A 20,624-nucleotide genomic window follows, 5' to 3' on the forward strand; every position below is an offset into this window, starting at 1 on the left:
GCGCATTCTACATCGTTCGACCCGGCTTGCGGCCTGCGGGCGTTCTCGTTATAAGTCTCGGCACTTTTAGTGACAAGCCGTTGTATGCCGACATGAGCCAAACCGAACCGTTAGACCAAGATCCCGTATTCCAGCTCAAGGGCAGCATGCTGGCCATTACTGTGCTGGAACTGGCCCGTAACGACCTCGAAAGCCTCGATCGGCAACTGGCCGCCAAAGTCGCCCAGGCGCCGAACTTCTTCAGCAACGCGCCGCTGGTTCTGGCGCTGGACAAACTGCCGCCGAGCGAAGGCGCCGTCGATCTGCCGGGCCTGATGCGCGTCTGTCGTCAACATGGCCTGCGCACCCTGGCGATTCGCGCCAGCCGCATCGAAGACATCGCCGCCGCCATCGCCATCGATATTCCGGTGCTGCCGCCGTCCGGCGCCCGTGAGCGGCCGCTGGAAACAGCGGAAGCCGAAGTCAAAAAGAAACCGGAAAAACCTCCTGAACCAACGGTCAAACCGACCCGCGTCATCACCACGCCAGTACGTGGTGGCCAACAGATATATGCGCAGGGTGGCGATTTGGTCGTGGTGTCCTCGGTCAGTCCGGGGGCGGAACTTCTCGCCGATGGCAACATCCATGTATACGGCCCGATGCGCGGTCGGGCGCTGGCCGGCGTGAAGGGTGACACCAAGGCACGGATTTTCTGTCAGCAATTGAGCGCTGAACTGATCTCCATCGCCGGTCATTACAAGGTTTCCGAAGATTTGCGTCGCGACCCTATGTGGGGCTCGGGCGTACAGGTCAGCCTGTCGGGCGACGTGTTGAACATCATTCGGCTTTAACGGATACTGCCGCATTTTCCAAGCATCTCTAAAACGTAGCGAAAACGGCTCAAACGAAGTAGGAAAAAGGCTCAACGCCGAATTCCAGCCAAGGCTGTCCGACTGCAGTAGTTTTCAAGAGATGTTTTTCAGGGGCTAAAAAGTCCTTCTTCCTTAGGGGTGAAACACCTTGGCCAAGATTCTCGTGGTTACATCCGGCAAGGGTGGTGTGGGTAAGACCACCACCAGCGCCGCTATCGGTACCGGCCTCGCTCTGCGCGGCCACAAAACAGTGATCGTCGACTTCGACGTGGGCTTGCGTAACCTTGACCTGATCATGGGTTGCGAGCGCCGCGTGGTGTATGACTTCGTCAACGTGGTCAATGGCGAAGCCAACCTGCAACAAGCGCTGATCAAAGACAAGCGTCTGGAAAACCTCTACGTACTGGCCGCCAGTCAGACCCGCGACAAAGACGCGCTGACTGTCGAAGGCGTGGAAAAAGTCCTGATGGAGCTCAAGGAACAATTCGAGTTCGTCGTCTGCGACTCCCCGGCCGGCATCGAAAAAGGTGCTCACCTGGCCATGTACTTCGCTGACGAAGCGATCGTCGTGACCAACCCGGAAGTGTCCTCGGTACGAGATTCGGACCGCATGCTCGGCCTGTTGGCCAGCAAATCGCGTCGCGCCGAACGTGGCGAAGACCCGATCAAGGAACACCTGCTGATCACTCGCTACCATCCAGAGCGTGTTGAAAAGGGCGAAATGCTCGGCGTTGAAGACGTCAAGGAAATCCTCTCGGTAACGCTGCTCGGCGTGATCCCGGAATCCCAGGCGGTGCTCAAGGCATCCAACCAGGGCGTGCCGGTGATTCTCGACGACCAGAGCGATGCCGGTCAGGCTTACAGCGATACCGTCGACCGCCTGTTGGGCAAAGAAAAAGCCCACCGTTTCCTCGATGTCGAGAAGAAGGGATTCTTCGAGCGCCTGTTTGGAGGTAGGTAATGAACCTTTTTGACTTCTTTCGTGCCAACAAAAAGCCAAGTACCGCCTCGGTAGCGAAAGAGCGTCTACAGATCATCGTGGCGCATGAGCGCGGCCAGCGCAGCACGCCGGATTACCTGCCAGCCTTGCAGAAGGAACTGGTCGACGTGATCCGCAAGTACGTCAACATCGGCAACGACGACGTACATGTTGCACTGGAAAGCCAGGGCAGTTGCTCGATTCTGGAACTCAACATCACCCTGCCTGATCGCTGAGTCGATTTGGCAGGAACGACGGCGGTTCAGGGCCATCCCATGCGGGAATGGCCCTGAACCGCCGTTGGCATTTGTTACGAGGCTGTTTTAATGCCGCTGTCCAACATCCACATCCTCCATCAGGACGCCGCCGTACTGGTGGTGAACAAGCCGACGTTGCTGCTCTCGGTGCCCGGTCGCGCCGACGATAACAAGGATTGCCTGATTACCCGTTTGCAGGAAAACGGCTACCCGGAAGCGCGCATCGTCCATCGCTTGGACTGGGAAACCTCCGGCATCATTTTGCTCGCGCGTGACGCCGACACTCATCGCGAACTGTCGCGCCAGTTTCACGATCGCGAAACCGAAAAGGCCTACACCGCACTGGCCTGGGGTCAGCCGGAACTCGACAGTGGCAGTATCGATTTGCCCCTGCGGTATGATCCGCCGACCAAACCACGCCACGTGGTTGATCACGAATTCGGCAAGCATGCGCTGACCTTCTGGCGTGTGCTGGAGCGCTGCGGCGACTGGTGTCGCGTTGAGCTGACACCGATCACCGGCCGCTCGCATCAGTTGCGTGTGCACATGCTGTCGATCGGGCATCCGCTGCTTGGTGACGGGCTCTACGCCCATGAGCAGGCGCTGGCGGCATGGCCACGTTTGTGCCTGCACGCAAGCATGCTCAGCTTCACCCATCCGCAAACCGGCGAACGCCTGCGCTTCGAGTGTCCCGCGCCGTTCTGACAGACCACACTGCCCCCTGTGGGAGCGAGCCTGCTCGCGAAAGCGGTTTCACATTCAGCATTGATGTTGACTGATCAATCGCTTTCGCGAGCAGGCTCACTCCTACAGGGATCCGGTGCAGATTCAATTCCCCGGCCGATGCGTTAAACTCCCGCCCATTGCTGTCTGGAGTTTCTTATGCGCGAAGAGTTGAACCAAGGCCTGATCGACTTTCTCAAGGCCTCCCCTACCCCGTTCCACGCCACCGCCAGTCTGGTGCAGCGTCTGGAGGCTGCCGGTTATGTGCGCCTCGACGAGCGCGAGCCATGGACCACCGAGCCGAACGGCCGCTATTACGTCACCCGTAACGACTCTTCGATCGTCGCGATCAAAATGGGCCGCACTTCGCCACTGCACGGCGGCATCCGCCTGGTCGGCGCGCACACCGACAGCCCGTGCCTGCGGGTCAAGCCGCAACCGGAGCTGCAGCGTCAGGGCTTCTGGCAACTCGGCGTTGAAGTCTACGGCGGCGCCCTGCTCGCACCGTGGTTCGACCGTGATCTGTCGCTGGCCGGCCGCGTCACCTTCCGCCGCGACGGCAAAGTCGAAAGCCAATTGATCGACTTCAAGGCACCGATCGCGATCATTCCCAACCTGGCCATTCACCTCAACCGTGAAGCCAATCAGGGCTGGGCGATCAACGCGCAGACCGAGCTACCGCCGATCCTCGCGCAATTTGCCGGTGACGAGCGCGTCGATTTCCGCGCCGTGCTCACCGATCAACTGGCCCGCGAACACGGCTTGAACGCCGACGTCGTGCTCGATTACGAGCTGAGTTTCTACGACACGCAAAGTGCTGCGGTTATCGGCCTCAACGGCGATTTCATTGCCGGTGCGCGCCTCGATAACCTGTTGTCGTGCTACGCCGGCCTGCAAGCCTTGCTCACCGCCGAAACCGACGAAACCTGCGTGCTGGTGTGCAACGACCACGAAGAAGTCGGTTCCTGCTCGGCCTGCGGTGCCGACGGCCCGATGCTCGAACAGACCTTGCGCCGTCTGCTGCCGGAAGGTGACGAGTTCGTCCGCACCATCCAGAAATCCCTGCTGGTCTCGGCCGACAACGCCCATGGTGTACACCCCAACTACGCAGAAAAGCACGACGCCAACCACGGCCCGAAACTCAACGCCGGCCCGGTGATCAAGGTCAACAGCAACCAGCGCTACGCCACCAACAGCGAAACCGCCGGCTTCTTCCGCCATCTGTGCATGGCCGAAGAAGTACCGGTGCAAAGCTTCGTGGTGCGCAGTGACATGGGCTGCGGCTCGACCATCGGCCCGATCACCGCCAGCCACCTCGGTGTGCGTACTGTCGATATCGGCCTGCCGACCTTCGCCATGCACTCGATCCGCGAACTGTGTGGCAGCCACGACATGGCGCATCTGGTCAAAGTGCTGAGCGCGTTTTACGCCTGCCGCGAATTGCCGTAACCATTCGGGACTACTTGTTCGCTGTAGGAGCTGCCGAAGGCTGCGATCTTTTGATTCTGTTTTTAAGATCAAAAGATCGCAGCCTTCGGCAGCTCCTACTCAGATCAATAGCGGTCGGCAGAAACCGACCTAGACTTACATCATTCATTTCGACAAGGCAGTCTCCATGATCTCGATGTCTTCGTTCCACGCCATGCTCATTCCCATCCTGTGCGGAATGATCCTGCTGGCGATCGGTTTCAACTTCCGTGACAAGAACGCCGGGGTGTTTGCCATGTGGATCGGCATGCTCACGATCCTCGCCACCGTGGTGTACAAGATCCTCGCCAAACTCAACGAATAAATCCGCGCCCGGCTCGCATTGCTTTAGTGGGCCTCGTACACTCCAGCGAATCCGCCCCTTGCGAGGTTGACCGCCTAGTGTTCGCTCGTCTTTTTGCTTTGCCCAGCCTGTTCTTCGTCTGCCTGATGACGCTGCTGCCGCTGGCGCCCGCCCACGCGGTCGGTTTGCCCGGTCTGCTCAACACCAACAAAGCCCAACCGGAAGCCCAGGAACCGCTCGGCCAGTCCCTCGACGAAGTCATCAAGTCGCTGGAAAACGACAAGCAACGCGCACAGTTGCTGACCGATCTGAAGAAACTGCGCGACGCCACCAAAAAGGCTCAGGCCAGCCCTGAAGAAGGCGTGCTCGGCTTGATCGGCGGCACCCTGTCCAACTTCGAAAAACAATTTACCGGCGCCGACAGCCCGCTCAACCGCTGGGGCAACGAGTTCGACCTGGCCAAGGACGAACTGAGCGCGATGATGCTGCCGGCCAACGAGTGGCTGCCGATCATCTTCGGCTTCGCCATGATCCTCGCGGTGTGGAGCCTGCTCGCCGCCGCACTGATCTGGCTCAGCCATCGGGTGCGCATGCGCTTCGGCCTTACCGAAGAATTGCCGCAACACCCCAAGGCCCTCGACATGTTGCGCTTTGCGTTACGCAAGCTCGGGCCGTGGCTGATCGCGTTGGTGATGACCGTCTACATGAGCTACGCGCTGCCGTCGTCACTGGGCAAAAGCCTGGCGATGGTGTTGGCCTATGCGCTGGTGGTCGGTACCTGTTTCTCGGCAATCTGCGTGATAGCGTTTTCCCTGCTCGATGGCCCGCACCGTCATCGCGCGCTGTACATCCTGCGTCATCAGGCGTTCCGGCCGCTGTGGCTGATCGGCAGCTTCGCCGCGTTCGGCGAGGCGTTGAACGATCCACGCCTGATCGAAAGTCTGGGCGTGCATCTGGCGCACTCCGCCGCCACTATCGCCAATGTCCTCGCGGCACTCTCGACCGGTCTGTTTATCCTGCGCTTCCGCCGACCGATTGCGCATCTGATTCGCAACCAGCCGCTGTCGCGACGCCTGACCCGCCGCGCGCTCAGCGACACCATCGAAATCCTCGGCACCTTCTGGTACGTGCCGGCGCTGGTGCTGGTCGGCATCTCGCTGTTCGCCACCTTCGTTTCCGCCGGCGACACCAGCACCGCTTTGCGCCAATCGCTGATCTGCACCGTGCTGCTAGTGATGTGCATGGTGATCAACGGCCTCGTGCGCCGCCACTCACTGAAACCGCAACGCGGGCCGAAACGCCACGCGCTGTACTCCGAACGCCTGAAAAACTTCTTCTACACCCTCGCGCACCTGGTGGTCTGGCTGGTCTTCATCGAACTCGGCCTGCGCGTCTGGGGCCAGTCGCTGATCGGTTTCGCCGAGGGCGAAGGGCATGACGTCAGCGTCAAACTGTTCAGCCTGATCGGCACGCTGATTTTCTCCTGGCTGATCTGGATCCTCGCCGACACCGCCGTGCACCACGCCCTCACCCGCTCGCGCAAAGGTCTGGCGAATGCCCGCGCGCAAACGATGATGCCGCTGATCCGTAACGTGCTGTTCGTAGCGATCTTCATCATCGCGCTGATCGTCGCCCTGGCGAACATGGGCATGAACGTCACGCCTCTGCTGGCCGGTGCCGGCGTGATCGGTCTGGCCATCGGTTTCGGTGCGCAGTCGCTGGTCGCGGACTTGATCACCGGCCTGTTCATCATCATCGAAGACTCGCTGGCCATCGATGACTACGTCGACGTCGGCGGCCACCTCGGCACCGTCGAAGGCCTGACCATCCGCACCGTGCGCCTGCGCGACATCGACGGCATCGTCCACACCATCCCGTTCAGCGAAATCAAAAGCATCAAGAACTACTCACGGGAGTTCGGCTACGCGATCTTCCGCGTGGCGGTGCCGTACAACATGGAAATCGACGACGCGATCAAACTGATGCGTGAAGTCGGCCAGAAGATGCGCACCGATCCATTGCAGCGGCGCAACATCTGGTCGCCGCTGGAGATTCAGGGTGTCGAGAGCTTCGAATCCGGCAGCGCGATTCTGCGCGCGCGATTCAAGACCGCACCGATCAAACAATGGGAAGTGTCCCGAGCCTTCAACCTGTCGCTCAAACGCCACCTCGACGAAGCCGGGCTCGATCTGGCGACGCCGCGCATGAGCGTGCAAGTAATCACTGCCGGTGGCGGTCAGCCGAAGGAATAGCACTCAGGCGCGCGGTTGCAGTCACAGGCAGGGAAGCCCGACAACAATAATCAAGGAGTAACCGATGCAACTGACGCGCATTGCCCAAGCCGTTCTGCTCAGCCTGTTCGCCAGCCACGCTGGCGCCGCGACGTTGGAAAGCACCCGCACAACGATCGCCGAAGAGGCGCAAAAACTCGAACCGGAATTGCTGGAAACCCGCCGCGACATCCACGCTCACCCGGAACTCGGTAACACGGAAAAACGCACCGCTGAGTTGGTCGCCAAACAACTCAAAGCCATGGGCCTCGAAGTGAAAACCGGCGTCGCCCGCACCGGCGTGGTCGCCGTCCTCAAAGGCGCCCTGCCCGGCCCGACCGTGGCCCTGCGCGCCGACATGGACGCGCTGCCGGTCAAGGAAGTCTCCGACCTGCCGTTCGCCTCAAAAGCCAAAGGCACCTACCTCGACAAAGAAGTCGACGTCATGCACGCCTGCGGCCACGATGCGCACACCGCCATCCTGCTGAGCACAGCGAAAATTCTCACGGGCATGCGCGACACATTACCCGGCACCGTGGTGTTCTACTTCCAGCCCGCTGAAGAAGGCCCAAGCGACTTCATCCCCGACGGCAAAAACACCTGGGGCGCGAAAATGATGGTCGAGGAAGGCGTGATGAAATCGCCAAAGCCCGACGCGGTCTTCGGCCTGCACGTCTGGGCCGGCGTCCCCGCCGGCCAGATCGCCTACCGCCCAGGCGCCACCCTCGCCAGCTCCGACGACCTGCGCATCAAAATCCTCGGCAAACAGACCCACGCCGGCCGTCCATGGGACGGCATCGACCCGATCACCGTCGGCGCGCAAACCATCGTCGGCCTGCAAACTGTAGTCAGCCGTCGCACCGATATCTCCTCGTATCCGTCAGTGGTCAGCATCGGCACCATCAACGGCGGCACGCGCTACAACATCATTCCCGAATCCGTGGACATGACCGGCACGATCCGCTCCTACGACTACGGCATCCGCCAGAAACTGCACGCCGACGTACGCCAGACCGTGGAAAAAATCGCCGAAAGCGGCGGTGCAAAAGCAGACGTGACCATCATCGAAAAATACGATCCGACCATCAACAACCCGGCGCTGACAGAAAAAATGCTGCCGACGCTGAAGTGGGCGGCCAAGGACGATGTGGTGAATGCACCGCTGGTGGGTGGCGCGGAAGACTTTTCGTTCTATGCCAAGGAAGTGCCGGGATTGTTTGTGTTTCTCGGCGTGACACCGCGTGATCAAGACATGAGCAAGGCCGCGCCGAATCATAATCCGGGGTTCTTTGTCGATGAGTCGGCGCTGGTGGTAGGCGTGAGAACATTGGCCTCGTTGGCGACGGATTATCTGTATGCCAATGCGGGCGCGGGCAAGTAGGAATGAGGTGACTGTGGGGGCGCTTTCGCGAGCAGGCTCGCTCCCACATTTGGACCGTGTGCAGCCTGCCAGAAATGGGGCAGCTGTCAGGCCGCCATCGCGAGCAGGCTCACTCCTACAAGGGATTGAGTACATCCGCAGGAACAGGTCGGCTGTCAGGCCGCCATCGCTGGCAAGTCAGGGATTGAGTCCAACCGGTAAACCTAAATCGCTTCGGCTTCTCACCACTCAACACAATGAGCGCAAGCTCGAGTACCGCTCTTGATCTTGTCGTGCCGGCCCCTTCGGCAGGCTGAGTGGAGGGGTCTATCCGGGGGTGGGCGCGCAGCGCCGTTCGACGAAGTCGAACACATCGAAAGTAGGTGCAGCGAAGCAAACCGGAAGCGATGCCCCCGGATCGATCCCGGAACGAAGGAACCCCGAGCTCCAGCGAGCGGGCCGAACGCCGGGGCCCAGCCTTTTGCTTACTTTTCGGCGTCTGGAAAAGTGAGTCGCTGTAAGAGCGAAACCGTCAGCGGCAGCACCCGAAGCAACGGATATACACTCAAAACCCCAAGAACCTGGCCGGCCCACAGGCCGCCAAGGTCAAGGTCAAAGCTCAAACAACATCAACCCCAACGTGAATCGCATCATGCCGCCAAAACTCCAGATCACAATCAATCAACCGCTCATGCTGATCGTAATTGACCCGAGCAATCCGCAACCCCGGACTCCCCACCGACACCCGTAAAGCCGCCGCCGCATCCACCGACAACGACGTAGGCACGATCTCAAACCGCACCCGCCCATAGTGCAAATCGTAATGCCGCGCATACAACTCGGTCATCGACTGATTCAAATCAAACTCAAGAATCCCCGGAAAAAACTGCGGATTCAAATAGTGCTCCACATACAACACCAACCGCCCATCAATGCGCCGTGACCGGCAAATCTGAATCACGCTCGACAACGCCGGCAACTGCAACCAGGCACAAACCGCCGCCGACGCCGGCTGCAACCGCGCCGAAATCACCTCGGTCGACGGCACCCGCCCCTGCGCACAGACCATCGCGTGGAAGTGACTGCGCTGCATCAGGTTATAGGCCAGACGCGGCGGAGAAACGAACCAGCCACGGCGCTCCTCGCGATAAATCTGCCCCTGCGCCTCCAATTGCAACAACGCCTCACGCACGGTAATCCGCGTCGTACCGAACAACTCACTGAGCTTGCGCTCGGCCGGCAACTTGCTGCCCGCCGCCAGCAACCCGTGGTCGAGTTGCTCTTGCAACACCTGGCCAATCGCTGTCACCGCTTTTGTTGCCTCATCGCGCATCAACGTTACCTATCTGGACTAGACCAGCACTGTTTCGGGGCAAAACCGCACGGCAATCGAGCCGTTTCCTGATGATGCAAGCCTAGGCAGTGCAGATGACCGAGAGATGACAAAACTACCGAACGGTCGTCTTCACGACTTGCAATACATCGGCCAAGTCCCTTGCTCTTCGGGCCTTTGGGCATGGTCTACGCTTATCTGGGACCCGCCGATACCGGGCAGAAAAAACGCCTGCCGACGGCCAGCAGACATCAAAGTGTCATCCAGCCCCCTTAGATTGGCTCAGGTATTGCTGACCTAGACCAACACACACCGCAAACGCAGCGTTGAACACGACCAAGGAGCTTCGGAATGAAACAGCTTTTCCTGGCAACACTGTTAGGCTCGACCATTGCAATGTGCACCTCCGCCATGGCGGCCGGCACCGATCTGAAAACCCTCGAAGCCGCTGCGAAAGCGGAAGGCGCCGTCAACAGCGTCGGCATGCCCGATGACTGGGCCAACTGGAAAGGCACCTGGGAAGACCTGGCCAAGACCTACGGCCTGAAACACATCGATACCGACATGAGTTCCGCCCAGGAAATCGCCAAGTTCGCCGCCGAGAAAGACAATGCCAGCGCCGACATCGGCGACGTCGGTGCCGCGTTCGGCCCGATCGCGGTCAAGCAAGGCGTGGTGCAACCGTACAAGCCAAGCACCTGGGATCAAGTCCCGGACTGGGCCAAGGACAAGGACGGCAACTGGGCACTGGCCTACACCGGCACCATCGCCTTCATCGTCAACAAAAAACTCCTGCACGGCTCCGAAGTACCGACCAAATGGGCTGACCTCAAGGGCGGCAAATACAAGGTTTCCATCGGTGACGTGAGCACCGCCGCCCAAGCCGCCAACGGCGTACTGGCCGCAGCCCTGGCCAACGGTGGCGACGAGAAAAACATCAAGCCGGCCCTGCTGCTGTTCGCCGACATCGCCAAGCAAGGTCGCCTGTCGATGGCCAACCCGACCATCGCCACCATGGAAAAAGGCGAGATCGAAGTCGGCGTGGTCTGGGACTTCAACGGCCTCAGCTACAAAGCCAAGATGGCCAACCCGGATGATTACGTGGTGCTGATCCCGTCCGACGGTTCGGTGATTTCCGGCTACACCACGATCATCAACAAATACGCGAAAAACCCGAACGCCGCCAAGCTGACCCGCGAATACATCTTCAGCGATGCCGGCCAGACCAACCTCGCCCGCGGCAACGCCCGCCCGATCCGCGCCGAACACCTGCAACTGCCGGAAGACGTGAAGGCCAAGCTGCTGCCGAACGAGCAGTACAAAAAGGTCACTCCGATCAAAGACGCCGATGCGTGGGAAAAGACTTCCAAGGCCCTGCCACAGCAGTGGAACGAGGAAGTCATCGTAGAGATGAAGTAAGCCTGTAGATCCCTCTTCGGGATCCGCTGGAGTTCCAAATGTGGGAGCGAGCCTGCTCGCGAATGCGGTGTGTCATTCAACAATGATGTGACTGACACGACGCTTTCGCGAGCAGGCTCGCTCCCACAAGGGGATTGAGTTGATTTCGGAATATTTGAATTTCGCGGAGTTTTTGCCCCTATGAAGCACAACGTCATCCTTGTCGTGCTCGATGGCCTCAACCACGAGGTCGCGCGTCACGCCATGGGGCATCTGCAGGCTTATGTTGGCGCAGGACGCGCCGCGCTCTACCAGTTGGAGTGCGAACTGCCGGCCCTGTCCCGACCGCTTTATGAATGCATCCTCACCGGCGTACCGCCGATCGACAGCGGCATCGTCCACAACAACGTCTCGCGCCTGTCCAACCAGCGCAGCATTTATCACTACGCCCGCGATGCCGGTCTGAAAACCGCAGCAGCGGCGTATCACTGGGTCAGCGAGTTGTACAACCGCTCACCGTTCGTGGCTGCCCGCGACCGGCACACCGACAATCTGTCGCTGCCGATCCAGCACGGGCATTTCTACTGGAACGATCACTATCCGGATTCGCACCTGTTCGCCGACGCGGAAAACCTGCGCCTGCGCCACGATCCGAACTTCCTGCTGATCCACCCGATGAACATCGACGACGCCGGGCACAAACACGGCCTCGACAGTTCGCAATACCGCAACAGTGCGCGCTCGGCCGACATCATCCTCGCCGACTATTTGCAGAGCTGGCTCGACGCTGGTTATCAAGTGCTGGTGACCGCCGACCACGGCATGAACAACGACCGCTCGCACAACGGCCTGCTGCCGGAAGAACGCCAAGTGCCGCTTTTCGTCCTCGGCGATGCCTTCAGCTTCAGCGCTGATGCCGCGCCGAAGCAAACGGAAATCTGCGGCACCGTCTGCGAACTGCTCGGCGTGCCCCACGACAAACCTGTGTGCCGGGAGCTGCTCAAGTGAATGCCATGACTCGCGGCAAATGGCTGGCGGCGTTGTGCCTGGTGCCCTTCGCGCTGTTCTTTATCGTCTTCGAAATCGCCCCGCTGGTCTGGGTGATGATCAACAGCCTGCAATCGGAAGAGTTCGGTTGGGGCATCGAAAACTTCACCAAGATCTTCAGTTCGAAGTTCTATCTACAGGCGATCCAGTACAGTCTGGAAATCAGTTTCTGGTCGAGCGTGTTCGGCATCATCATTGCCGTAATCGGTGCGTATTCCCTGCGCCGGGTCGATTCGAAACTGCGCAATTTCGTGAATGCCTTCGCCAACATGACCAGCAATTTTTCCGGCGTACCCTTGGCCTTCGCGTTCATCATCCTGCTCGGTTTCAACGGCAGCATCACCATCATGCTCAAGCAGTCGGGGATCATTCAGGACTTTAACCTGTACTCGAAAACCGGCCTGATCATCCTTTACACCTACTTCCAGATTCCGCTTGGTGTGCTGCTGCTCTATCCCGCCTTCGACGCCTTGCGTGAAGACTGGCGCGAGTCGGCCGCGTTGCTCGGCGCCAACGGCTGGCAGTTCTGGCGACACATCGGTTTGCCGGTGCTGACCCCGGCGTTGCTCGGTACATTCGTGATCCTGCTGGCCAACGCCCTCGGCGCCTACGCCACGGTGTATGCGCTGACGACGGGCAACTTCAACGTCCTGCCGATCCGTATTGCAGCGATGGTCTCCGGCGACATTTCCCTCGATCCGAATCTGGCCAGTGCTCTGGCCGTGGTGCTGGTGGCGCTGATGACCATCGTCACCGTCGTGCATCAACTGCTGTTGAAGAGGAGCTACCATGTCTCGCGCTGAATCCGGCCCGGCCGGCCTCTACCACCGCGTCGTGGTTTATCTGTTGTTCGCGATCCTCTTGCTGCCGCTGGCGGGCACGCTGGTCTACTCGATCGCCAGCAGTTGGTCGGCGACTATTCTGCCCAGCGGTTTCACCTTCAAGTGGTACATCCAGTTGTGGAGCGATCCGCGTTTCCTGCACGCCTTCGGTCAGTCATTGCTGGTGTGCGTCGGTGCGCTGGTACTGTCGGTGGTGCTGATCCTGCCGCTGCTGTTCGTCGTGCATTACCACTTCCCGAAACTCGATGCGCTGATGAACATCCTCATCCTGCTGCCCTTCGCGGTGCCGCCAGTGGTGTCGTCGGTGGGTCTGTTGCAGCTTTACGGTTCCGGGCCGATGGCGATGGTTGGCACGCCGTGGATCCTGATCGGTTGCTACTTCACCGTGGCGTTGCCGTTCATGTACCGGGCAATCACCAACAACCTGCAGGCGATCAACCTGCGCGACCTGATGGACGCCGCGCAACTGCTCGGCGCCAGCACCTTTCAGGCGGCGTTTCTGGTGGTGCTGCCGAACCTGCGCAAAGGCCTGATGGTCGCCTTGCTGCTGTCGTTCTCGTTCCTGTTTGGTGAGTTCGTGTTTGCCAACATCCTCGTCGGCACCCGCTACGAAACCCTGCAGGTGTACCTGAACAACATGCGCAACAGCAGCGGCCACTTCACCAGCGCGCTGGTCATTTCGTATTTCTTTTTCGTGCTGGTCCTGACCTGGATCGCCAACATCTTGAACAAGGACAAAAGCGAATGAGCTATGTCAGCGTCCAACACCTGCAAAAAAATTACGCGGGCACGACCGTGTTCAGCGACATCAACTGCGAGATCAACAAAGGCGAGTTCGTCACCCTGCTCGGCCCGTCCGGCTGCGGCAAGTCGACCCTGCTGCGTTGCATCGCCGGACTGACGCCGGTGGATGGCGGCAAGATCCTGCTCGATGGCGTCGATATCGTGCCGTTGAGTCCGCAGAAACGCGGGATCGGCATGGTGTTCCAGAGCTACGCGCTGTTCCCCAACATGACCGTCGAGCAGAACGTTGCCTTCGGTTTGCGCATGCAGAAGGTCAACGCCGATGACAGTCATAAACGCGTTTCCGAGGTGCTGAAACTGGTTGAACTGAACGACTTCACCAGCCGCTATCCGCATCAACTGTCCGGTGGCCAATGTCAGCGCGTGGCCCTCGCCCGTTCGCTGGTCACGCGTCCGCGCTTGCTGCTGCTGGATGAGCCGCTGTCGGCCCTCGATGCACGGATTCGTAAACACCTGCGTGAACAGATTCGCCAGATTCAGCGCGAACTCGGCCTGACGACGATTTTCGTCACCCACGATCAGGAAGAAGCGCTGACCATGTCTGATCGGATTTTCCTGATGAATCAGGGAAAAATCGTACAAAGCGGCGATGCCGAAACCCTCTACACCGCCCCCGTCGATGTATTTGCCGCCGGCTTCATCGGCAACTACAACCTGCTCGATGCCGACGACGCCTCGAAGCTGCTGCAGCGCCCGATCAACCACCGCATCGCCATTCGCCCGGAAGCCATCGAACTGAGCCTTAACGGCGAACTCGACGCGCAGATCCGCAGCCACAGCCTGCTTGGCAACGTGATCCGCTATCGCATCGAAGCCCGCGGCGTGGAACTGGTGGTGGATGTGCTCAACCGCTCGGCGGCCGATCTTCATCCCGACGGTCAGCGTCTGGCGCTTTCCATCGATCCGACGGCCCTGTGTGAAGTAGCTTAAAAGCAGCTGCAAGCTTCGAGCTACAAGCTTCAAGTTGTAGACTGCGGCGTAACTGATTTCAATTCTTGCAGCTCGACGCTTGTAGCTCGCAGCTGTTCTCGGAGAGAACCGATGGCTTTGGCAATTTTTGATCTGGACGAAACGTTGATCCACGGCGACTGCGCCACCCTCTGGAGCGAGCAGATGGGGCGCTTGGGCTGGGTCGATCCCGAGTCGTTCATGCGCAAGAACAACGAGCTGATGGACGCCTACAGCCATGGCAAATTGCGCATGGAAGACTACATGGAATTCAGCCTCGAACCGCTGATCGGCCGCACGCCGGAAGAAGTCGAACATCTGGTAGGCCCGTGGGTGGAAGACTTCATTGAACCGATCATCTTCAGCGATGCCACCAAGACCATCGCCGCCCATCGCAAGGCCGGCGATCGCATTCTGGTGATCTCGGCGTCAGGCACGCACTTGGTCAAACCGATTGCCGATCGACTGGGCATCGATGAAATTCTCGGCATCGAACTGGAAGTCGCGCATGGTGTTTACAGCGGCCACACCGTTGGCACCCTGACCTACCGCGAAGGCAAGATCACCCGTTTGCTGGAATGGCTGGATGCTGAAGAAGAGAACCTGGAGGGTGCGAGCTTCTATTCCGACTCGCGCAATGATTTGCCGCTGTTACTGAAGGTGGACTTTCCGCATGTGGTCAACCCGGACCCGGTGCTGCTTGAGCACGCCGAAAAATCCGGCTGGCCGATCCACCTCTGGAAATGACAAAGATTTAATCTGCAATTGCAGACAGGCTGACATCCCAAACCTGAGTTCGACCCGATGCATCAGGTCGATGTAGCCCGGCAGAACAAACCGGTCAGTCCCCTCTCCCTTTGGGAGAGGGTTAGGGTGAGGGGCTTCTCCTACAAATCAGCTCAGACTTTCGTCAATCACCAATACCAATTTTCCAGAAACGGTATTACTCGCCAACTCGGCAAAAGCCGCTTCAGCATCCTTCACCGGGAACGCCTTGGCCAACCGTGGACTCAATCGCCCCTCAGCAAACAGCGGCCACACCTGCTGGCCCAGATCACTCAACAGATCCGCCTTGAACTGATCGTCACGACTACGCAACGTCGAGCCGAGCAACTGCACACGCTTGGCCAATACCTGCGCCAGATCCAGATTCGCCTCACGGCCGCCCATCAAACCGATCAACACCCAACGCCCATCCAGCGCCATCAGCTTGAGGTTCAACGCCGAATAACTACCGCCGACCGGGTCGAGAATGACATTGAACGGTCCGAAATCACGCAGGCTCTCCAGATCATCGGTGCGCACCACTCCGCCCTGCGCGCCCAGCGCCTCGCAATAAGCCAGACGCTCGGCCGAACCGACGCTGACCCAGCAGGGATTGCCAAACGCCTTGCACAACTGAATGGCGGCTGAACCGATTCCACTTGCGCCGGCGTGCAAGAGAATTTTCTCACCCGGTGTGAGCGCCGCAAGTTGAAACACATTCAGCCAGACTGTTGCATAAACCTCGGGCAATGCCGCGGCCTCAATCAGCGAGACGCCTTCGGGAACCGGCAGCACGTGCCGCCCGTCGACGACCACCTCTTCGGCCATGCCGCCCCCGGCCAGCAAGGCGCAAACCCGATCGCCGACCTGCCAGGCACTGCCCGCGCCGACCTCGCTGATCACCCCGGAGCACTCAAGACCGAGTACCTGGCTGGCCCCTGGTGGTGGCGGATAGAGCCCTGCTTTCTGTAATAAATCGGCGCGATTGAGGCCCGCTGCTGCCACTCGAATGCGGACTTGTCCTACATCGCACGTAGGACTCGGCTCTTCAACCCATGCCACTTGACCGTCAACGCCTTGCAATGCCTTCACAGTGCCTCCATAGTGAGTCTGGACTGAGCCCGAAGCTGTAGCGCCGGGCTTTTTGCATTATGCGACCGGCTCTCGTAGAACCGGCGACTTCAAAGACGGCCTAATATGCGTTATCAATTGTCCCCGCGTCGAATCAGCATGAAGCATTTGCTCCCCAGCACCGCCCTCGCTCTTTTCATCGGTATCGGTTTGTTGCCGGTGTCGGGCAATACATTCGCAGCCAACAGCTGGGACAAATTGCAGCCTGATCGCGATGAAGTCATCGCCAGCCTGAACGTCGTCGAGTTGCTCAAGCGTCACCACTACAGCAAGCCGCCGCTCGACGATGCGCGCTCGGTGATCATCTACGACAGCTACCTCAAGCTGCTGGATCCGTCGCGCAGCTACTTCATGGCCAGCGACATCAGCGAATTCGACAAGTGGAAGACCCAGTTCGACGACTTCCTCAAAAGCGGCGACCTCAACGCCGGGTTCACCATCTACAAGCGCTATCTGGACCGCGTCAAGTCGCGTCTGGACTTCGCCCTTGCCGAGCTGAACAAAGGCGTCGACAAGATGGACTTCACCACCAAGGAGACCTTGCTGATCGATCGCAAGGATGCACCTTGGCTCAAATCCACCGCTGAACTCGACGACCTGTGGCGCAAACGCGTCAAGGACGAAGTGCTGCGGATGAAGATCGCCGGCAAAGAGCCGAAGCAGATCCAGGAAACCCTGACCAAGCGCTACAAGAACCAGTTGGCGCGCCTGGACCAGACCCGTCCGGAAGACATCTTCCAGGCGTACATCAACACCTTCGCCATGTCTTACGATCCGCACACCAACTATCTGTCGCCGGATAACGCGGAAAACTTCGACATCAACATGAGCCTGTCCCTTGAGGGCATCGGTGCCGTGTTGCAGAGCGACAACGACCAGGTGAAAGTCGTGCGTCTGGTGCCGGCAGGCCCGGCCGACAAGACCAAGCAAGTTGCACCGGCTGACAAGATCATCGGCGTTGCCCAAGGCAACAAGGAAATGGTCGACGTGGTCGGCTGGCGTCTGGACGAAGTGGTCAAACTGATCCGTGGCCCGAAAGGCACCGTGGTGCGTCTGGAAGTGATTCCGGCGAGCAATGCGCCGAATGACCAGACCACCAAGATCGTGCCGATCACCCGTGAAGCGGTGAAGCTCGAAGACCAGGCCGTGAAGAAGTCCGTGCTCAACCTGAAACAGGACGGCAAGGACTACAAACTCGGTGTGATCGAGATTCCAGCCTTCTACCTCGACTTCAAGGCGTTCCGTGCCGGTGATCCGGACTACAAGAGCACCACCCGTGACGTCAAGAAACTGCTCACCGAGTTGCAGAAAGACAAAGTCGACGGCGTGGTCATCGACCTGCGCAACAATGGCGGCGGTTCCCTGCAGGAAGCCACCGAGCTGACCAGTCTGTTCATCGACAAAGGCCCGACCGTACTCGTGCGTAATGCCGATGGCCGTGTCGACGTACTCGAAGACGAAAACCCGGGCGCGTTCTATAAAGGTCCGATGGCACTCTTGGTCAACCGCTTGTCCGCCTCGGCTTCGGAGATTTTCGCCGGCGCCATGCAGGACTATCACCGCGCGTTGATCATCGGTGGCCAGACCTTCGGTAAAGGCACGGTGCAGACCATTCAGCCGCTCAACCATGGCGAACTGAAACTGACCCTGGCCAAGTTCTACCGTGTCTCCGGGCAGAGCACCCAGCATCAGGGCGTGCTGCCGGACATCGACTATCCGTCGCTGATCGACACCAAGGAAATCGGCGAGAGCGCACTGCCGGAAGCCATGCCATGGGACACCATCCGCGCGGCAATCAAACCGGCAGCCGATCCGTTCAAGCCGTTCCTGGCTCAGCTCAAGTCCGAGCATGACACGCGCACCGCCAAGGATGCCGAGTTCGTGTTCATCCGTGACAAGCTGGCTCTGGCGCAGAAACTGATGGAAGAAAAAACCGTCAGCCTCAACGAAGCCGAGCGCCGTGCCCAGCACAACGACATCGACGCCAAGCAACTGACGATGGAAAACATCCGTCGCAAAGCCAAAGGCGAAGAGCCGCTTAAAGAGCTGAAGAAAGAAGACGAAGACGCCCTCGCGGCTGCCGACCCGGACAAGGTCAAACCAGAAGACGATGCCTACCTGAGCGAAACCGGGCGCGTGCTGCTGGATTACCTGAAGCTGAGTAATCAGGTGGCCAAGAAGTAAGATGATGGCAATTTAGTGCTGACGATCCCCGGATCGTCATCAAACAGTCATCATTCTGTCGTGCAATAAAGGACTGGGAGCCACTCTCTTCATTGAGAACGCTCCCAGTCCTTTTTTTATTGCCAGAGATTGCCATGACCACGACCGAACAGCTGAGTGCCTTGAGCTCGATCCTGACTCAAAGCGGTTTACACAGCCTGTTCCAACCAATCATCTCTCTCTCCGAACGGCGCATTCTCGGCTATGAAGCCCTCACGCGCGGCCCTTCCAACAGCCCTCTTCACTCGCCGATCGCGCTGTTCGCCGTGGCGCGTCAGGCCGGGCGTTTGAGCGAACTGGAAATCGCCTGCCGTCAGAGCGCTTGTCGCCGCTTTAACGAGCAGCAACTGCCGGGCAAACTGTTTCTCAACGTCTCGCCGGAATCCTTGCTTGAAGCCGCGCACCAACCGGGGCGCACGTTGCAGTTGCTGCAGGATTTCGGCATTCCGCCGAGTCAGGTGGTCATCGAACTGACTGAACAAACACCGATCGACGATTTTCAGTTGCTGCAAACCGCCTTGCATCACTATCGAGCGATGGGTTTTTCCATTGCGCTGGATGATCTGGGGGCCGGTTATTCGAGCCTGCGGTTATGGTCAGAACTGCGCCCGGACTACGTGAAGATCGACCGACACTTCATCGACGGCATTCATCAGGATGCGCTGAAGCGCGAGTTTGTCGGCTCGATCCTGCAAATCGCCAAAGCCTCGCGCGCGCAAGTCATCGCCGAAGGTATCGAACTGCCGGAAGAACTCGCGGTGCTGACTGAAATGGGCGTCGATCTGGTGCAGGGTTACTTGCTCGGTCGCCCTCAGGAACACCCGCCCCGCGATGCCCGCGCCTTGATGCCCAAACACGACAGCAGCAGCGTTGCGCTGAACGACGAAGGCAGCGACCTAAGTGCCCTGCTCAACGACCAGCCAGCCGTACCCCGCGACACACCGACCGCCACCGTGCTCGAAGCCTTTCGCCGCCAGGCCAACCTCAACTCACTGGCAGTACTCGACGAACAAGGCCAACCCTGCGGCATCGTCCACCGCCACTCGTTGTCGGATGCCCTGCTCAAACCCTTCGCCACCGACCTGTTCGCACGCAAACCGATCAGCCGTCTGATGAACGATGATTTCCTCGCCGTGGAAATGAGTCAGTCGCTGCAACAGGTCAGCCGCCTGATCACCAGCCGCGCCCGCCAGCGCATCGAAGAGGACTTCATCATTACTCTTAACGGCGGCTACCTGGGTCTTGGCCGGGTGATCGACGTGCTTAAACTGATCACCGAGCTGAAGATCCAGCAGGCTCGTTATGCAAACCCTCTGACTTTGCTGCCGGGTAATGTGCCGATTCAGCAGTGCCTGACGCGGTTGCTGCAGCAAGGGCGCGAGTCGGTCATTTGCTACGTTGACATCGACAGCTTCAAACCCTTTAACGATATCTACGGTTACGGGCGTGGTGACGAAGTGTTGCTGTGTCTGGCGCAATGCCTGAATGAACGGGTAGACCCGAGTCGCGATTTCGTCGGCCACATCGGCGGCGATGACTTCCTCCTCGTCCTAGGCCCGGAAGACTGGCGCAAACGCCTCAACCAGTTGCTCGACGACTTTCAAAGCCAATGCCGCCGTTTCTACCGGCCCGAACACCTTGAGGCGGGATGCTTTATTGCGCCGAATCGCCAAGGGGTGCGGCAGGAGTTTCCGTTGTTGTCGCTATCCATTGGCGTCGTACATCTGCACCCCGAAGCCTGCGCACAACTAGATGCAAGTCAGCTTGCGGAAATGGCTTCCCAGGCGAAGCATCATGCGAAGAATGTTCCGGGATATAGCGTGCATGTGATTGATAGTCTTACCGCGCCCGACCTGCGCCAATCGCAGCTAATTGGCCAATGCTGATTCCTGAAAGCTGCCAAACCCTCAGGCCGCGCGAAG

At 59.3% G+C, this 20,624-nt stretch carries 18 protein-coding genes; 16 read left to right on the forward strand and 2 right to left on the reverse strand.

The annotated features are described in order from the left end of the window. Nucleotides 1–92 precede the first annotated feature (92 nt). The 8 genes from minC (at nt 93) to ACI514_RS16650 (ending at nt 8,232) form a co-directional block, all read left to right on the forward strand. On the forward strand, nt 93–830 hold the full coding sequence (gene minC / locus ACI514_RS16615; RefSeq protein WP_095114357.1) for a septum site-determining protein MinC: 738 nt from the start codon (nt 93–95) through the stop codon (nt 828–830). 169 nt (nt 831–999) lie between these two features. Beyond that, complete coding sequence (gene minD, locus ACI514_RS16620) at nt 1,000–1,812, forward strand: septum site-determining protein MinD (protein WP_007913953.1); 813 nt, start codon at nt 1,000–1,002, stop codon at nt 1,810–1,812. Next, nucleotides 1,812–2,066, forward strand: a complete 255-nt coding sequence (gene minE, locus ACI514_RS16625; RefSeq protein ID WP_003223146.1) for a cell division topological specificity factor MinE — start codon at nt 1,812–1,814, stop codon at nt 2,064–2,066. Before minD ends, minE begins: the two co-directional genes overlap by 1 nt. Nucleotides 2,067–2,156: 90 nt before the next feature. Then, complete coding sequence (locus ACI514_RS16630) at nt 2,157–2,792, forward strand: RluA family pseudouridine synthase (protein WP_016982865.1); 636 nt, start codon at nt 2,157–2,159, stop codon at nt 2,790–2,792. 177 nt (nt 2,793–2,969) lie between these two features. Beyond that, a complete protein-coding gene (locus tag ACI514_RS16635) occupies nt 2,970–4,259 on the forward strand; it encodes a M18 family aminopeptidase (RefSeq protein ID WP_405122048.1) in 1,290 nt (429 codons plus the stop codon). A 166-nt stretch (nt 4,260–4,425) separates the two neighbouring features. Then, nucleotides 4,426–4,602 carry a hypothetical protein gene (locus ACI514_RS16640; protein WP_162835980.1) on the forward strand — a complete coding sequence of 59 codons (177 nt, stop codon included), beginning with the start codon at nt 4,426–4,428 and terminating at the stop codon, nt 4,600–4,602. A gap of 77 nt (nt 4,603–4,679) precedes the next feature. Continuing rightward, entirely contained in the window at nt 4,680–6,833 is a 2,154-nt protein-coding gene (locus ACI514_RS16645; protein WP_160056972.1) for a mechanosensitive ion channel family protein, read from the forward strand. 64 nt (nt 6,834–6,897) lie between these two features. Continuing rightward, nucleotides 6,898–8,232 carry an amidohydrolase gene (locus tag ACI514_RS16650; RefSeq protein ID WP_405122049.1) on the forward strand — a complete coding sequence of 445 codons (1,335 nt, stop codon included), beginning with the start codon at nt 6,898–6,900 and terminating at the stop codon, nt 8,230–8,232. A gap of 598 nt (nt 8,233–8,830) precedes the next feature. Here the strand turns inward: ACI514_RS16650 and ACI514_RS16655 are convergent. Further along, nucleotides 8,831–9,544, reverse strand: a complete 714-nt coding sequence (locus ACI514_RS16655; RefSeq protein WP_405122050.1) for a UTRA domain-containing protein — start codon at nt 9,542–9,544, stop codon at nt 8,831–8,833. A 351-nt stretch (nt 9,545–9,895) separates the two neighbouring features. Here ACI514_RS16655 and ACI514_RS16660 point away from each other — a divergent pair, with 351 nt between their 5' ends. The 6 genes from ACI514_RS16660 (at nt 9,896) to ACI514_RS16685 (ending at nt 15,330) form a co-directional block, all read left to right on the forward strand. After that, entirely contained in the window at nt 9,896–10,963 is a 1,068-nt protein-coding gene (locus ACI514_RS16660; protein WP_077571761.1) for an ABC transporter substrate-binding protein, read from the forward strand. Nucleotides 10,964–11,143: 180 nt separating this feature from the next. Further along, complete coding sequence (locus ACI514_RS16665; RefSeq protein ID WP_160056966.1) at nt 11,144–11,950, forward strand: alkaline phosphatase family protein; 807 nt, start codon at nt 11,144–11,146, stop codon at nt 11,948–11,950. Next, nucleotides 11,947–12,792, forward strand: coding sequence for an ABC transporter permease (locus tag ACI514_RS16670; RefSeq protein WP_405122051.1), 846 nt, complete (start codon nt 11,947–11,949; stop codon nt 12,790–12,792). The genes ACI514_RS16665 and ACI514_RS16670 overlap by 4 nt, the downstream gene beginning before the upstream one ends. Further along, entirely contained in the window at nt 12,779–13,579 is an 801-nt protein-coding gene (locus ACI514_RS16675; protein ID WP_034156555.1) for an ABC transporter permease, read from the forward strand. Before ACI514_RS16670 ends, ACI514_RS16675 begins: the two co-directional genes overlap by 14 nt. Further along, nucleotides 13,576–14,565: an ABC transporter ATP-binding protein gene (locus ACI514_RS16680; protein WP_405122052.1), complete on the forward strand. Its 990-nt coding sequence runs from the start codon at nt 13,576–13,578 to the stop codon at nt 14,563–14,565. Before ACI514_RS16675 ends, ACI514_RS16680 begins: the two co-directional genes overlap by 4 nt. Nucleotides 14,566–14,676: 111 nt before the next feature. Next, nucleotides 14,677–15,330 (forward strand): HAD family phosphatase, encoded by a 654-nt coding sequence (locus tag ACI514_RS16685; protein WP_150601266.1) that lies wholly within the window; start codon nt 14,677–14,679, stop codon nt 15,328–15,330. Between the two features lie 147 nt (nt 15,331–15,477). Here the strand turns inward: ACI514_RS16685 and ACI514_RS16690 are convergent, their stop codons facing one another. Further along, nucleotides 15,478–16,440 (reverse strand): zinc-binding dehydrogenase, encoded by a 963-nt coding sequence (locus ACI514_RS16690; RefSeq protein WP_160056960.1) that lies wholly within the window; start codon nt 16,438–16,440, stop codon nt 15,478–15,480. A gap of 138 nt (nt 16,441–16,578) precedes the next feature. On the opposite strand from ACI514_RS16690, the gene ACI514_RS16695 reads away from it, so the two are divergent. Beyond that, nucleotides 16,579–18,663 carry a carboxy terminal-processing peptidase gene (locus ACI514_RS16695; RefSeq protein WP_161986601.1) on the forward strand — a complete coding sequence of 695 codons (2,085 nt, stop codon included), beginning with the start codon at nt 16,579–16,581 and terminating at the stop codon, nt 18,661–18,663. A gap of 134 nt (nt 18,664–18,797) precedes the next feature. Next, nucleotides 18,798–20,588, forward strand: a complete 1,791-nt coding sequence (locus tag ACI514_RS16700) for a bifunctional diguanylate cyclase/phosphodiesterase (RefSeq protein WP_405122053.1) — start codon at nt 18,798–18,800, stop codon at nt 20,586–20,588. Nucleotides 20,589–20,624: the final 36 nt, after the last annotated feature.

Origin of the sequence: Pseudomonas sp. M20 (assembly GCF_045037865.1) — a bacterium.
GTDB lineage: Bacteria > Pseudomonadota > Gammaproteobacteria > Pseudomonadales > Pseudomonadaceae > Aquipseudomonas.